Genomic DNA, 14,204 nt, shown 5'->3' with positions numbered 1-14,204 from the left:
GGCAGATAGCCTGCCAACATCCGTGCTGCTGGCGCGGGGGTATGCCCGGCTGGAGCAGTACCCCGCCCCCGTACGGGCGTGGCTTCTGCCAGCAGTCACCCAGTATCTGGCGCAGTTTGGTGGCATGGATGAGCGCGCGGTGCTGGGCACCCTGCCGGATGACCCGGCCTACAATCTGGACCGCATTGTGGTGCAGGCCCGCAGTGGGCAGGAGGAAACAGCGCGTGTGGCGTTGGAGAATCTGACCGCATCGGGGGATGACCACATGGCCGATCAAGCCCGTGCGCAACTGGTGGGGTTCCTGCTTGCGCATGACCAGATCGGGCCGGATATGGCGGCAGAGGCCTACGCCCAACTGCTTACCGCACAAACGGTGGAGGGCGGCCGGGCCACCAGCCATAATACCAACGACCCACTGGCCGCGCAGGCGCAGGCCGGTTTTGTGGCGGCATTACGTGTGGCCTATGCGCAGGCTCTGGCGCAGGCGGGGCAGCCGGTGCGGGCGGTGAGCGTGTTGGGTGGGGTTGGTGCATCCGCCATGGTCCCGCAGGATAAGCTGGCACAGGCATGGCGCACTGTGCTGTCGGGGCTTATTTTTGGCGCCCCGCATGGGGCGGCAAACAGCGCGGTAGCCAGTGGGGCGGGGCGCAATAACCGCACAGGCCGCACCACACCAGCGCGGAGGGGGCGTAACGCGGAGGTGGTGCCCACACTGGCCAAGGGTCAACAGCTTGCGCTGGCGCGCGCCAATATGGGGCACCTGCCCGATGACCCGCTCAAGGCCAAGCTGCTGGCCGGGCTTGGGCGGCAGTTTTTGGCGCTAGGGCAGGCGGCGCAGGCGGTGCCCGTGCTGCAACAGGCTGATGTGCTGGCCATAGAACCGCTGATGCGGGCGGATATTGAAGAACAGCTTGCACAGGCCGCGCTGGAAAGTAACCAGCGCCCGCTTGCCCTGCGTGCCCTTGAGCGCAGCGCCCTGCCAAACCTGCCCGACGACCTTGCCGCCCGCCGCAGGTATGATGAGGCCCGGCTGGCCGCCGCCAATGGCAATAGGGAGGGCGCGCAGGCACTTCTGGCGGATGATGAGTCGGATACCGGCCTGTCTGTGCGGGGAGCGCTGTATGAGCAGGACCAGCAATGGGCAGACGCTGTGCTGGTTGTGGGGCGCCTTGCCAGCCGCACCCTGCCGGAAAAGGGGGAATTGACCACAGAGCAGCGCGATCTGGTGATTCGGCTAGCCTCGGACGCCACGGCTGCGGGCGATGCCGCCACCGTGCGCAGCCTACAGGCTTGGGTGGGTGGGCGGCCCCTTGGGGCGGAACGGCAGGCGCTGTTTGCGGCCCTTCTTAGGCGGGTGCAAAAAGCGCCGGTGGTGTCTTTGGGTGTGGTGCGCGTGCCAACGCAGTTTGACAAATCTGTTAAAGACCCAAAATAGTGCTTGCACCCAAGGGCCAAAAAGCCCTAGTTAGCGCGCTCTTGGCCCAAGGGGGCGATTAATTTCGCCCAACAGGCCGTCTACTGGTTTGGGGGTACGTCAATGAACGCACTTGCTCAACTGGGGATGGTCTCGGAACTCCCGAGCAATAACCAGGCAATTTCTGTTCCGGTCTCATTCGAAGATGAAGACCGTAAAGATTATTTCGTCGAAAAAGACGGCGAAAAATTTGCAGGGACACACCTGCTGGTTGACATGTGGGGTGCCACTAATCTGGACGACCCCGCAAAGATCGACAGCACCCTGTGTGAGGCTGCTCTGGCGGCAGGGGCTACAATTCTGCACAGCCATTTCCACCATTTTACACCCAATGGCGGTGTGTCTGGTGTTGTGGTGCTGGCGGAAAGCCATATTTCCATCCACACATGGCCCGAGCGCAACTTTGCGGCGGTGGATATCTTTATGTGTGGGGCCTGTGACCCGCATCTGGCCATTCCGGTCATGCAGCGCCTGTTTCAGGCCGAGCAACTGGATGTGAGCGAAGAACGCCGCGGCCGCGTGCAGAGCTAAGCTCTGCACGCACTGCGTTGAACATTCCTTCGGTATTAGAACGGTCGCCTTGCTCAGGCTCTGGGCAGGGCGGTCGTACCGTGCATTGCAAGGATGGCTGTCATGGCTGAAAACTGGATTGAAGAAACCCTGTACGACAACTGGGGCCAGCGCTTCCGTGTTGTTAAGGAACTGGCGCGCACCCGCAGCGCGTTTCAGGATATTGTTGTATTTGAAAGCGATTCTCACGGTCGTGTCCTGCTGCTGGATGGCGTGGTGCAGATTACCGAGCGCGATGAGTTCGTTTATCAGGAAATGCTAACCCACGTGCCGCTGTTTACGCACAAGGCCCCCCGCAATGTGCTGATTATTGGCGCAGGGGATGGCGGTGTGCTGCGCCGCGTGCTGGAACACCCCGGCGTGGAAAAGGCCGTGATGGTGGAAATTGATGGCGCGGTCATCGAACTTTCCAAGCAGCACCTGCCCTCCATTGCAGGCGATGCGTGGACCAACCCGCGGGCCGAAGTAATTGTGGGCGATGGGATCGACTACGTCGCCAAAGCGGCTGATGGCTCCTTTGACGTGATTATTGTGGACAGCACAGACCCCATTGGCGTGGGCGAAGTCCTGTTTACCGACAGTTTTTACGAACACTGTGCCCGCGTGCTGAGCGCGGAGGGGCTGATTGTCAACCAGTGCGGCGTGCCCTTCATGCAGGCGGATGAACTGTTTGAAACCAGTGAGCGTCGGGCCAAATACTTCCCCCATGTGTCTGCCTATGTGGCGGCCGTGCCAACCTATGTTGGCGGGTTTATGACGCTGGGTATTGCCTCCAAGGGGGCTAACCCCGCCGGGCAGGATGTGGCCGTAGTGCGCGCCCGTGCGGAACAGGCGGGTATTTTGGGAAAAACCCAGTACTGGACGCCAGAAATCCACGTAGGGTCCTTTAACCTTCCGCCCTACATTGCCAAACATCTGCCAACCGCCAAGGCGTAAGCCAAACCGCGACCGTGATTGACTCGCAAGAGAAATAATGTCACGGTCGCAGCCGCGTAGAGGGAGAGACCAGCCGTTAAAAGCTGGCGCCGAAGGAGCAACCGCCCCGGAAACTCTCAGGCAAAAGGACCCTGCGCTTTAAAACTTCTGGAGAGAGGTGCGCTCGCACCCGCCGACGGGATAGCGATCTCAGGCAAAAGCACAGAAGGGGCAGCGGACGGTCCGGTCCGAAGCTCCGTGTTCTTGCCTTGCCGCTCTGGCCGGGTGCATGTGGGGTTTGGGCCTTTTTTGTAAGGCGGCGTGCATGGGCACCGATTCTTCTCTCCTTCATACTCCCCTTTATACCTTGCACGAGGATTTTGGCGCCAAAATGGTGCCGTTCGCGGGCTATGCCATGCCATTGCAGTATGCAGATGGTATTATGGCCGAGCATCGCCATGTTCGTGCGCATGTCGGGCTGTTTGATGTGTCCCACATGGGGCAGGTGCGTATTCGCGCCCGCTCTGGCAATGTGGAAGATGCAGCCCGTGCGCTGGAGCGGCTGGTGCCAGCCGATATTGTGGCGCTCAAGCCCGGTCGGCAGCGTTATACGCAGTTCACTAACACATCGGGCGGTATTCTGGACGACCTTATGGTCATCCGGCAGGAGGACTGCCTGCTGCTGGTGGTCAACGCAGCCTGCAAACAGGCCGACTTTGCCCATATGCAGGACAATCTGGGCGACTGTCTGGTCGAACAGCTGGAAGACCGCGCCCTGCTGGCCCTGCAAGGCCCGGATGCGGAAGGTGTGTTGAGCAGCTTTGATGCCGATGCCTCGTCCATGCGCTTTATGGATGTGTGTATGCTCGAAATTGACGGTGCGCGCTGCATTGTCTCACGCTCGGGCTATACGGGGGAAGACGGGTTTGAAATCTCGCTCTCCGCCAAGGATGCGGACCGCGTGGCCCGCCAGTTGCTCCAGCATCAGCAGGTTAAACTGATCGGCCTTGGCGCGCGGGACAGCCTGCGGCTGGAAGCAGGCCTGTGCCTGTACGGCTCCGATATTGATGAAACCACAACCCCCGTGGAAGCGGCCCTTGAGTGGTCCATTCAGAAGTCCCGCCGCACGGGTGGCGCACGGGCTGGCGGCTTCCCCGGTGCCGACATTATTCTCGATCAGCTTGAAAACGGTGTAACCCGCCGCCGCGTGGGCCTGCTGCCAGAAGGCCGCGCTCCTGTTCGCCACGGCGCACCGCTTTTTGCCGATGCCGCAATGGCGGACCGGGTGGGCGAGGTTACATCCGGCGCGTTTGGCCCCACGGTGGAAGCCCCGGTGGCCATGGGCTATGTGGCCACGCCGCACGCCGCAACCGGCACGGCTCTGACGGCCGAACTCCGCGCACGTGCGGTTGCGACCCGCGTGGCCGCCCTGCCGCTGGTGCCTGCCCGCTTCAAGCGCTGAGTTTTTCTTTTTTCAGATTGAACACGTTTTTTAAACAGGCTCCGCCGTGGAGCCTTACGGAGTATGAGGCATGACCCTGTATTTTACGACCGAGCATGAATGGCTGCGCGTGGATGGTGAAACCGCCGTGGTCGGCATTACCCAGCACGCAGCGGATGAGCTGGGCGAGCTGGTTTTTGTGGAAACCAAGCCAGCGGGCACGCAGGTCAAAGCGGGTGAGGCCGTGGCTGTGGTGGAATCGGTTAAGGCCGCGTCCGACATTTACGCCCCCGTGGATGGAGAAGTTGTGGAAGGCAACGCCGCCCTGAGCGATGACCCGTCCGTTGTCAGCTCCGACCCGCAGGGTGCTGGCTGGATTGTCAAATTCCGTCTGAGCAACCCCGCACAGCTCGATGGCCTGATGGATGCCGCTGCCTACGCCGCGTTTTTGGGTTAATTCATTACGCCTGACCCGCACAGCCTCTAACCTGCTGGCCCGCACGCGCTGTGGTGTGGGCCGGGGGTGCGGGTCATTCCCTGTTGTTTTGCGCTCTACCGCCTGATCAGGATCGTTCCCGCATGTTCTCCCAAGTTGAAAACCTGCCCGCTTTTGCAGGGCTCAAGGCCGATGGCGCCGCCTTTGCCGCCCGGCATATTGGCCCCACGCCAGACGAGCAGGCCGCCATGTTGCACACGGTGGGTGCCAGCTCCCTTGATGAGCTGACAGACCAGACCCTGCCCGCCGCCATTCGCGTAGGCAGGCCGCTTGGGCTGGGGGACGGCTGGACCGAAACAGAAGTGCTGGACCGCCTGCGCGAACTGGCAGGGCAGAACCAGGTGCTCACCAGCCTGATCGGGCAGGGGTATTACGGCACTGTGCTGCCCGCTGTTATCCAGCGCAATATTCTGGAAAACCCGGCATGGTACACGGCCTATACGCCCTACCAGCCGGAAATTAGTCAGGGTCGTCTGGAGGCGCTGCTTAACTTCCAGACCATGATTATCGAACTGACAGGGCTGGACATTGCCAATGCCTCCCTGCTGGACGAAGCCACGGCAGCGGCCGAGGCCATGGCGCTGGCCAAACGGGTTGCCAAGTCTGCTTCCAACACATTCTTTGTGGATGCGGACTGCCACCCCCAGACCATTGCCGTGCTCAAAACCCGTGCGGAACCTATGGGCTTTGCCATTCAGGTGGGTAACCCCGCAACGGATATGAACGCAGCGGACGTGTTTGGTGCGCTGTTCCAGTATCCCGGTTCGTCGGGGCAGATCATTGACCCGCGCGCGCTGGTGGATGCCCTGCACGCAGCAGGCGGCATTGCCGTTATGGCGGCGGACCCGCTGGCCCTGACCCTGCTGGCTGCACCGGGTGAGCTGGGGGCGGACATTGCCATTGGTTCCACCCAGCGGTTTGGCATTCCCATGGGTTTTGGTGGCCCACACGCAGCCTACATGGCTGTGCGGGATGCCTACAAACGCAGCATGCCCGGCCGCCTTGTTGGTGTTTCGGTCGATAGCGAGGGCCGCCCGGCCTACCGCCTTGCCCTGCAAACGCGCGAGCAGCACATCCGGCGAGAGAAAGCGACCTCCAACATCTGCACCGCACAGGTGCTGCTGGCCGTTATTGCGGGCATGTATGCCGTGTATCACGGGCCAGAAGGGCTTAAGGCCATTGGCCGCCGTGTGCACGGTCTGGCTACCACGCTGGCGGCTGGCCTGCGTGAACTTGGGGTTACCGTACAGACCACTGCGTTCTTTGACACGATTACAGTAGATGCGGGCGATGCCGCTCCCGCCCTGCTGGCCCGTGCGTGTGACATGGGCATGAACCTGCGCAATGCAGGGGCAGGCCGGATTGGCATCAGTCTGGATGAGACCAGCACAATCAAAACTGTGCTGGACGTGTGGAACGTGTTCTGCACCGACCGCGACCGCGTGGGGCATATGGCGCTCAAGCTGGGGCAGGCCGCCTCGACCGTGCCGGAAGCGCTGGTCCGCCAGTCCGCCTTCATGCAGCAGGCCGTGTTTGGCTCCTGCCGGTCCGAGACGGATATGCTGCGCTACCTGCGCCGCCTGTCCGACAAGGATCTGGCCCTTGACCGCAGCATGATCCCGCTGGGCTCATGCACCATGAAGCTGAACGCCACGGTGGAAATGCTGCCCATTACGTGGTCCGGCTTTTGCGATCTGCACCCCTTTGCGCCAGCCGATCAGGCGCAGGGTTACCAGACGCTGTTCAAGGATCTGGAAAGCTGGCTATGCGCCATTAGCGGGTACGATGCCGTGTCCTTCCAGCCCAATTCGGGCGCGCAGGGGGAATATGCGGGGCTGCTGGCCATTCGCGCATACCATCAGGCCCGCGGGCAGGGTGAGCGCAATGTGTGCCTTATCCCCGCCTCCGCGCACGGCACCAACCCAGCCTCCGCCCAGATGGCGGGGATGAAGGTGGTGGTCGTGAAGTGCGATGCAGGCGGCAACATTGACCTTGAGGACATGCAGGCCAAGGTAACGGCGCACGCTGCGGACCTGTCCGCCGTCATGATTACCTACCCCTCCACCCACGGTGTGTTTGAAGAAAACATGCGCGCCATTTGCGACATGGTGCACGCAGCCGGTGGGCAGGTGTATGTGGACGGCGCGAACATGAACGCGCAGGTCGGTCTGGCCCGCCCGGCGGATTATGGTGGGGATGTCAGCCACTTCAACCTGCACAAAACCTTCTGCATTCCGCATGGCGGGGGCGGTCCGGGCATGGGGCCCATTGGTGTGCGTGCGCATCTGGCGCCCTTCCTGCCCGGCAACCCGGCAGACCCGGCGGTGGGCATGGCGGTTAGTGCGGCGCAGTTTGGCTCGGCCTCCATTCTGCCTATCTCATGGGCGTATATCCGCCTTATGGGTGATGCGGGGCTGAAGCGCGCAACACAGGTGGCCATTCTGAACGCCAACTACATTGTCAGCCGCCTGTCCGAGGCATACCCGGTGCTGTATCGCGGGGCCAAAGGGCGTGTGGCGCATGAGTGCATTCTGGACCTGCGGCCGATTAAGGACAGTGCCGGTGTGACTGTGGATGACATGGCCAAACGGCTGGTGGACTACGGCTTCCATGCGCCTACGGTCAGCTTCCCCGTTGCGGGTACGTTTATGATCGAGCCTACGGAATCCGAGGGCAAGGCCGAGCTGGACCGTTTTTGCAACGCCATGCTGGCTATTCGGGAAGAAGTGCGGGCGGTGGAAAAAGGCGATGTTGCGGTTGAACAGTCCGTACTACGCCATGCACCGCATACTGGGGCGGCCGTTACGGCGGAGCCTTGGGAACATCCTTATAGCCGCCAGCAGGCGTGCTTCCCGCCCGGCGTTAACCCGGCCACCAAATACTGGCCCAATGTGGCCCGGATTGACAACGTGTATGGGGATCGCAACCTTGTCTGCTCCTGCCCCGATATTGCGGAGTGGATGGAATAAGCCCGGCTAACGGCAATGCTTAACCGCAAGGGCGGTCGGGGGCTTTTCCTCCGGTCGCCCTTTGTGTTTGGGCCTCGGTACGGTGCGGGCGCGGGGTGTGAGGCCTTGCAGATTTATGGCCGGGTTTTGCGTTTGACAGGGGTTTGGAGGGCGATATAAAACGATACTGTTTCGTTTTGCAAAAATGTTCGGCCAGCTTGCGGGTTCGTCGTGACAAGAGTGGTTCACCCCATGCAGAGGATGCAGAATTCCGTGCCAGTGTTGGCTGATATGCCCAGTTGTTCCCCGCAGGGTTGGGTGCCCCCCACCGTAGCGCCAGCGCCCGCTACGAGGTGGGTGCGTCTCTTTTTTGCGACCTTGCGCGCGCGGTCATGGTGCGCGGGGTTGGCAGCGGTTTGCGGCGTTACGGCCCAGCCCGTCTGGGCGCAAACCCAAGAGGTGGCACCAGCCCCCAAACCGGAACAAAAAGATACGTGCGGGCCCAATGATGGACGCCTGACCCTGAACGTACAGGAACTGGGTGCTGTTGTTGGCTACCAGTGGGGGCAGGGCACGCTGGAACTGGGTGGCCACACGTACCGTATAGAGGCGCGTGGTGGCGGTGTGCTGGCTGTGGGGCGTGCCGCTTTTCAGGCGCGGGGCTGTGTACGCAATATTACCCGCCCGGAGGACTTTAGTGGCACATACTGGACCACGGGTGGTGCAGCCGTTGTGGGGCAGGGGCATGGCCTGCTGTTAATGGAAAACGCACGCGGTGTGGATGTTGCCTTGTCCGAACAGGCGCAGGGTGTGCTGATGTCCTGGCAGGTTGCCCGGCTGGATATGGAACTGCTGCAGGACTGACCCATCCCTGCCGAGCCCCCCGGTATGGCCGGAATGGTTTGTTTGTATCCTAAAGGTTGCCGGGTTCCCTGTTGCGGGTGGAGCGGTTATTGTGCGGCGGTCGCCTTTCTGGGCAAACAGCAATAGGTCAGCAAGGTTGATGGTAGAGGGAGTAGCACATTCGGGTGGCCGCCCATCGCACGAGGCTGCGGAGGAGCTGGACCGCACGGTTATAGATGTGGCCACAACCGAGTTTATGAGCCGGGGTTACGCGGCCACGTCTGTTGAGCGTATTGCCAAGGTTATTGGGTGTTCCAAGGCGACCATCTACCGGCGTTACCCATCCAAAAAAGAGCTTTTTCGCGCTGTGGTTCATGTCCGTTGTCAGGGGATGGTGGCCATTTTGCAAGATGGGCCGGAAACCATGCCCGACCCCATGGACGCCATAAAGGACATGCTCCGTCGTTTTCTGGACTTTTTGCTGGTGCCCGAAACGGTAGAAACCTACCGGATACTCATTATGGACTGCCAGCAGTTCGCCAGCATTACAGCGGATCTGGACGCGGCTATAGAGCCGCTCCACCAGCGGATGAACATGTTGCTGGGTAAAGTGCTGGGCTGGCCCGATACCCCCAGAAACCGGGCCGAAATTTCACTTATGGAAATGAGCCTGCGCGGGCTGGTTACGGGTTGGCCGCTGCACCAGATGCTAAGCGGACACACACCGTTTGCTAATGAAGACGAAAAACATCGTTTTTTTGAAGCAAGCTGGAATGTGCTGGAGAGCGCAGTACGCCAACGCATAGCTTCCGGCCCACCTGCTTGAAATAGGCCGCCTGTGGGCGGGGCTGCGCGTATGCAAAAAAAATCCCCGATCAGGCAACCTGACCGGGGTTTACGCTTTGTAACCAGTAGGACCGTACTGGTTAGTTGTGTTCGTTAAACGTCACAGAGTTGTCCTGCTCCCCGGCCGTAATGGGGTGTGCGTTTGCAGGAGCCTGTGCCAACTGTGTGGCGGGCATTTTGCTGGCCCATGCGGTCATCACTTCCTGCCTCAGGCTGTCCGGCGTAGCGCCTTTGCTGCCTGCGTGTGGGTAGATGAAACCGTAGGTGGGGTAGATGGAGCCGTAGTTGTTCCGGTTGCTGTTCAGCGCAACGCGGACAGCGGACCAGTCATTGTTGGGGGACACGTCAATGACGGAAACATTGTGGCTGATGCCAGCCTGTGCCCAGTGGGACTGGTCAATAATAATGGTGCGGCTGTCCACAATGTTGCGCACAACGGCAACATGGCCCAGCGGCATCCGGCGTGTTGCGCGGAAGTTGAGCACACTGCCAGCCTTGGGTTCGGCCCCACGTTCGTAAACACCCGCAGCGTTATGCCACCAGTCCCGCGCATTGCCATGCAGCACCACATCGGATGCGGACTTGGCATACGCCACGCACTGGATCACATGGCCGGAGCTGCGGTGGTGGGTGGATGCGTGATGCACCGAGCGGTGGGTGGTACGGGCCTGCACGGCACCGGAGAGAAAAGAGGCAGAAACAAAGGACACAACGGCCAGCACAAGTTTTAGCTTTTTAGACCGTCCATCCTGCATCGTGTCTGCCTTTCCCTGGCTTGCTTTAGTTTAGGTCAGCTACATGTTTCGGAGTCAGGTATAAACATCCATGCAGATCAGGCAAGCGCTCATTGCGCGGCAAAAACGCGAAAGTGACTGTTCGCCAAAAAGCACCTGGTTGAAAATGGAAAATAGGAATTAATTCCTATCATCTGTCATGGGATTGCCTTAATTCGCTGTGTGGAGAGGCATTTGTCGGCAAGGGGGAATGCGCCGGGCTGATTCTGATTCGGCGGATCTGTGGCTAAAAAACCACGCCATCCAACACAGCCAGCCCGGCGCTAAAGCTGGGTTTATTTGGTGGTGACCAGCATAATTTCGACCAGCATACGCGGGTCAGCCAGAATACCCTGCACACAGGCGCGGGCGGGGGCCTGACCTTCCGGCAGCCATGCGCTCCACAGGGCGTTCAGCTTGTCGCGGTCGTTAATGTCCTTCAGCCAGATCTGGGCCTGAAGCAGGCGGGTGTTGTCTGTCCCGTGCTGTTCCAGCAGGGCGTCAAGCTGGGCGAGCACATCGCGGGTCTGGCCTTCAATGTCCTGTTCCAGATCGCGGGCCACCACACCCTGCGTAAACACAAAGCCGTGGTATTCCACCGCGGCGGACAAAATGGGGTTGGGGTTGGTGCGCAGGATTTTGCTCATGAAAAAACACTTCCTTGGGGATCATCAGGAATAAGACGCATGGACACAACGTTCATGCGGTCCAGCAGTTTTCGGAGCGAACGGGCCTGCGGTCAACCGGGGGGCGGGGCCATACGTGCAAACGCGGCCAGCCTGTCGGGCGTATCAAAGTCTTCCAGCAGTGTGGCGGGGGCGGGTAGCAGGCGCACGTCTGGCCCAAGGTCGCGCAGAATCTGGCGGCCGCCCTGGTCGCCCGTTACGCCAAGCAGCGCGGTAAAAAGACGGCAGGACCAAACCACCGGGTTGCCGGGCTTGTTGTGGCGTTGTGCCGCCACAACAGGGGCCTGCGTTGTGTGCTGCTCGTATAGCAGCGCGTTGAGCAGGTGGGTGGGAACAAGAGGCATATCCCCCAGACACACAAGCAGGCTGCGGGCCTGCATGGCCAGCGCGGCCCGCACGCCGGTATGAAGCGAGGCGGAAAGCCCCTTTTGCGCGTCCGCTACGGTTTGTGTGCTCAGGCGTGTGCCATAATCTGGCAGGGCGAGGGGCAGGGCGGCCAACTCCGGCCGGTTGGGAGGGAGCAGCACCAGCACATGGGCGGCGGCACTTTGCAGCGTGTTGTGGAGTGTGCGGACCAGCATGGGGCACCCGCTGGCATCGGGCGCCAGCAGTTTGTGCTGCGCCCCCGTGCGGGAGGACTGGCCAGCCGCCAGCACAATGGCCAGCGTGCCTGCCAGTTCCGTTACCATCCGCGCGCCTGCGCTAGGGGGGCCTGCCTACGCACGGCAACAATTTCGGCCAGAATGGACAGAGCTATTTCCTCCGCCCCCACGGCGCCGATGGCCAGCCCTATGGGGCCACGGATGCGGCGGAGTTCTTCCTCACTAAAGCCCAGTTCGCGCAGGCGCTTCATGCGGCTGGCCTGTGTTTTGCGCGAGCCCAGCGCCCCAATATAAAAAGCGGGGCTGCGCAGGGCTTCCTCCAGTGTGGGGTCATCCAGCTTGGCGTCATGCGTCAGGGTGGCAATGGCGGTCATGCTGTCCACGCCAAGAGTTTGCATGGCCTCATCGGGCCATTCAGTCAGCAGCGTTTGGCCGGGTACAAGGCCGGGAAAGCGCTGGACAGTGGCCAGTGCCTCACGCGGGTCAATCACCACCGGGGCAAGCCCGACCATGCTGGCCATGCGGGCAAGGGACTGGGCAATATGCACCGCTCCAACAATTAGCAGGCGCGGCGCGGGCACAAGCGGCTGCACAAACCAGTTTTGCCCCGTGGCGTCTGCTTCCTCCCCGCTGCGTCCGTGCTGCATTCGGCTTTGGGCAGCCTTGCAAATTTCGGGCGGGCAGGTGCCAGATTGCACAGTGCAGCCTTGTGCACTTTGCACAACAAGCGCGTGCTGCGCGCCATCTGGCAGGCGCACAAGGGCGGCGGGCTGGCGGCTGGCCATGCACGCGCAGGCCTGTTCCAGCAGGTTTAGGGGCAGGGTTCCGGTGGGGCAGGCGGGGGAATTTATGGCCTCTACCTGCACGTCCAACCGCCCGCCACAGGCCAGCCCGACTTCCCACGCACGGGCGCTGCTTACGCCGTATTCCAGCGTTTGTGCGGGGCTTCCGGCCATAATGTCCTGCGCGTGGGCCATCACATCGGTCTCCACGCACCCACCGCTGACGGAGCCTTCCACCGCGCCGTCTGCCCCTATGGCCATGCAGCTTCCCGCCGGACGGGGGGAGCTGCCCCACGTGCCGGTTACGGTGGCAAGGGCCACGGGCTTGCCGGCCTTTGCCCAAGCCAGTGCGTGGTCCAGTGGTGTCAGGAGTTGGGGAGGGGGGGCTGGAACTGTCATGATGGTTCCCTATATCACTGTGCATACAGACTGCCCATTGGCAGCAGAACAGGCCAGAAGCCGCGTTACTGCACAGCACACAATGGAGACGGGCTGCACTATTTTGATACTGAGGACATATTCCATGACTGAAGAAAGAGACGGCCTGGTTGTTTACGTTGTGGCAGATGGCGGCAAAGTACGCTTTTTGCATGATGATCAGGGCGAAATGCGCGATGTGACCGACGTTAAGGCCGAAGGCCACGAAGACACTCCCGGCAAACTCCCCCCCGAAACCGACCCCCGTACGGCTGCCAAGGAAGGCTTTGCCCGTAACGTGGCTGACCGCATTAACGCCATGGTCGCACACGGCGCCAAGGTGGCTGGCTTTGTTATTGCCGCTCCGGCCCCCATTATGCACGACATCCGCGCCCATCTGAGCAAACCGGCTGAAGCCAAGGTGATCAAGACCCTTATCAAGGATCTGACCAACATTCCGGCGCACGAACTGCACAAGCATTTTGATATTCCGGCAACCGGCTGGGTGCTGCCGGGCTGATAAAGCCAGACATTCCTCGCTCAAGGCTGCCAGATGGTTCCATCTGGCAGCTTTTTTTTGGCATACTGCGCACAGCACAAAAATGAGGTCAGAGATGCAGGTTTCCTATCCCGGAATGCAGTTACGCGTCGTTCCGGTTACGCCATTCAGGCAGAACTGCTCCATTCTGTGGAATGCGGATACGGGCAGGTGCATTATGGTGGATGTTGGGGGGGATGCGGATGTCCTGATGGATTTTCTGCACCGCAAAGGCCTGACGCTGGAGGCCATTCTGCTGACCCACGGCCATCTTGACCATGCTGGTGGTGTTGCGGCCTTGTGCCGCGCGCTAGAGGCGCAGGGTAAACCCCACCCCACGGTAATCGGGCCGGATGAGCGGGACGCGTTTTTGCTATCCTCCATAACCGATCAGGCCCGGCATTTTGGTCTTTCCGGGTTGGAGAACGCCTCGGTCGATCGTTTTGCGCAGGATGGCGAGGTGCTGGAATTTCTGGGTTGCCATTTGCGTGTTGTGCATGTGCCGGGGCATACGCCGGGGCATGTGGTGCTGGTGGATGAGCAGGCGCGCTTTGCCTTTGTGGGCGATGTGCTGTTCCGCGGTTCCGTTGGTCGCACGGATTTTGCATACGGTAATGGCCCCCAGCTTATAAGCGGCATAAGGCAAAAGCTGCTGCCGTTGGGGGATGATATTGTGATAGTGCCCGGTCATGGTGGTCTTTCAACACTGGGTGCGGAACGGACCGGTAATCCATTTTTGCAAGACTAGATTGAGTGCAGGAGAAAACAGGACGTGAAGAACAAACAACTGTTCGGGCTGCTTATGGCCGCACTGGTAGGGAGTGCGGGCGTGGCATGGGGTTTGCCTGCTCTGGCGGAGGATGCGGGGGAACC

Annotated in this window: 15 protein-coding genes and 1 riboswitch (1 of these 16 running past the window's edge); of the genes, 11 read left to right on the top strand and 4 right to left on the bottom strand. The window is 61.0% G+C overall.

Translation table 11 applies throughout. The features are described from left to right. The 8 genes from AGA_RS13940 to AGA_RS12320 all read left to right on the top strand — a co-directional run. The coding region (locus AGA_RS13940) for a tetratricopeptide repeat protein (protein ID WP_408735966.1) at window positions 1-1,435 on the top strand (1,435 nt) is incomplete at its 5' end. 102 nt (window positions 1,436-1,537) lie between these two features. Further along, on the top strand, window positions 1,538-2,005 hold the full coding sequence (gene speD / locus AGA_RS12350) for an adenosylmethionine decarboxylase (protein WP_059024538.1): 468 nt from the start codon (window positions 1,538-1,540) through the stop codon (window positions 2,003-2,005). 102 nt (window positions 2,006-2,107) lie between these two features. Further along, a complete protein-coding gene (gene speE, locus AGA_RS12345; RefSeq protein ID WP_059024876.1) occupies window positions 2,108-2,980 on the top strand; it encodes a polyamine aminopropyltransferase in 873 nt (290 codons plus the stop codon). A gap of 50 nt (window positions 2,981-3,030) precedes the next feature. Next, window positions 3,031-3,121: riboswitch (glycine riboswitch) on the top strand. A 163-nt stretch (window positions 3,122-3,284) separates the two neighbouring features. Beyond that, complete coding sequence (gcvT, locus tag AGA_RS12340) at window positions 3,285-4,421, top strand: glycine cleavage system aminomethyltransferase GcvT (protein ID WP_059024537.1); 1,137 nt, start codon at window positions 3,285-3,287, stop codon at window positions 4,419-4,421. Window positions 4,422-4,491: 70 nt separating this feature from the next. Beyond that, complete coding sequence (gene gcvH / locus AGA_RS12335) at window positions 4,492-4,857, top strand: glycine cleavage system protein GcvH (protein ID WP_059024536.1); 366 nt, start codon at window positions 4,492-4,494, stop codon at window positions 4,855-4,857. Between the two features lie 122 nt (window positions 4,858-4,979). After that, window positions 4,980-7,865, top strand: coding sequence for an aminomethyl-transferring glycine dehydrogenase (gcvP, locus tag AGA_RS12330; RefSeq protein WP_059024535.1), 2,886 nt, complete (start codon window positions 4,980-4,982; stop codon window positions 7,863-7,865). Window positions 7,866-8,201: 336 nt separating this feature from the next. Further along, window positions 8,202-8,708, top strand: a complete 507-nt coding sequence (locus AGA_RS12325) for a hypothetical protein (RefSeq protein ID WP_157065355.1) — start codon at window positions 8,202-8,204, stop codon at window positions 8,706-8,708. A 139-nt stretch (window positions 8,709-8,847) separates the two neighbouring features. Next, on the top strand, window positions 8,848-9,513 hold the full coding sequence (locus tag AGA_RS12320; protein WP_059024533.1) for a TetR/AcrR family transcriptional regulator: 666 nt from the start codon (window positions 8,848-8,850) through the stop codon (window positions 9,511-9,513). A 100-nt stretch (window positions 9,514-9,613) separates the two neighbouring features. Here the strand turns inward: AGA_RS12320 and AGA_RS12315 are convergent, their stop codons facing one another. The 4 genes from AGA_RS12315 to AGA_RS12300 form a co-directional block, all read right to left on the bottom strand. After that, window positions 9,614-10,288: a CHAP domain-containing protein gene (locus AGA_RS12315; protein WP_059024532.1), complete on the bottom strand. Its 675-nt coding sequence runs from the start codon at window positions 10,286-10,288 to the stop codon at window positions 9,614-9,616. A gap of 314 nt (window positions 10,289-10,602) precedes the next feature. Next, window positions 10,603-10,953, bottom strand: coding sequence for a RidA family protein (locus AGA_RS12310; RefSeq protein WP_059024531.1), 351 nt, complete (start codon window positions 10,951-10,953; stop codon window positions 10,603-10,605). Window positions 10,954-11,045: 92 nt separating this feature from the next. Then, window positions 11,046-11,681 carry a nucleotidyltransferase family protein gene (locus AGA_RS12305; protein ID WP_083503644.1) on the bottom strand — a complete coding sequence of 212 codons (636 nt, stop codon included), beginning with the start codon at window positions 11,679-11,681 and terminating at the stop codon, window positions 11,046-11,048. After that, on the bottom strand, window positions 11,675-12,775 hold the full coding sequence (locus tag AGA_RS12300) for an XdhC family protein (RefSeq protein WP_059024530.1): 1,101 nt from the start codon (window positions 12,773-12,775) through the stop codon (window positions 11,675-11,677). Before AGA_RS12300 ends, AGA_RS12305 begins: the two co-directional genes overlap by 7 nt. Before the next feature lie 124 nt (window positions 12,776-12,899). On the opposite strand from AGA_RS12300, the gene AGA_RS12295 reads away from it, so the two are divergent. The 3 genes from AGA_RS12295 to AGA_RS12285 all read left to right on the top strand — a co-directional run. Then, on the top strand, window positions 12,900-13,313 hold the full coding sequence (locus tag AGA_RS12295; RefSeq protein ID WP_231945847.1) for a host attachment protein: 414 nt from the start codon (window positions 12,900-12,902) through the stop codon (window positions 13,311-13,313). Between the two features lie 94 nt (window positions 13,314-13,407). Then, window positions 13,408-14,079 carry an MBL fold metallo-hydrolase gene (locus AGA_RS12290; protein ID WP_059024529.1) on the top strand — a complete coding sequence of 224 codons (672 nt, stop codon included), beginning with the start codon at window positions 13,408-13,410 and terminating at the stop codon, window positions 14,077-14,079. Window positions 14,080-14,133: 54 nt separating this feature from the next. Further along, a protein-coding gene (locus AGA_RS12285; protein WP_059024873.1) for a DUF192 domain-containing protein crosses the window boundary here: on the top strand, window positions 14,134-14,204 show its 5' portion. 442 nt of this gene lie beyond the right edge of the window; only the first 71 of its 513 coding nucleotides appear in the window; its start codon is at window positions 14,134-14,136; the stop codon falls past the right edge of the window.

Origin of the sequence: Acetobacter ghanensis, assembly GCF_001499675.1 — a bacterium.
GTDB lineage: Bacteria > Pseudomonadota > Alphaproteobacteria > Acetobacterales > Acetobacteraceae > Acetobacter > Acetobacter ghanensis.
This window is presented reverse-complemented; position numbering and strand designations above follow the sequence as displayed.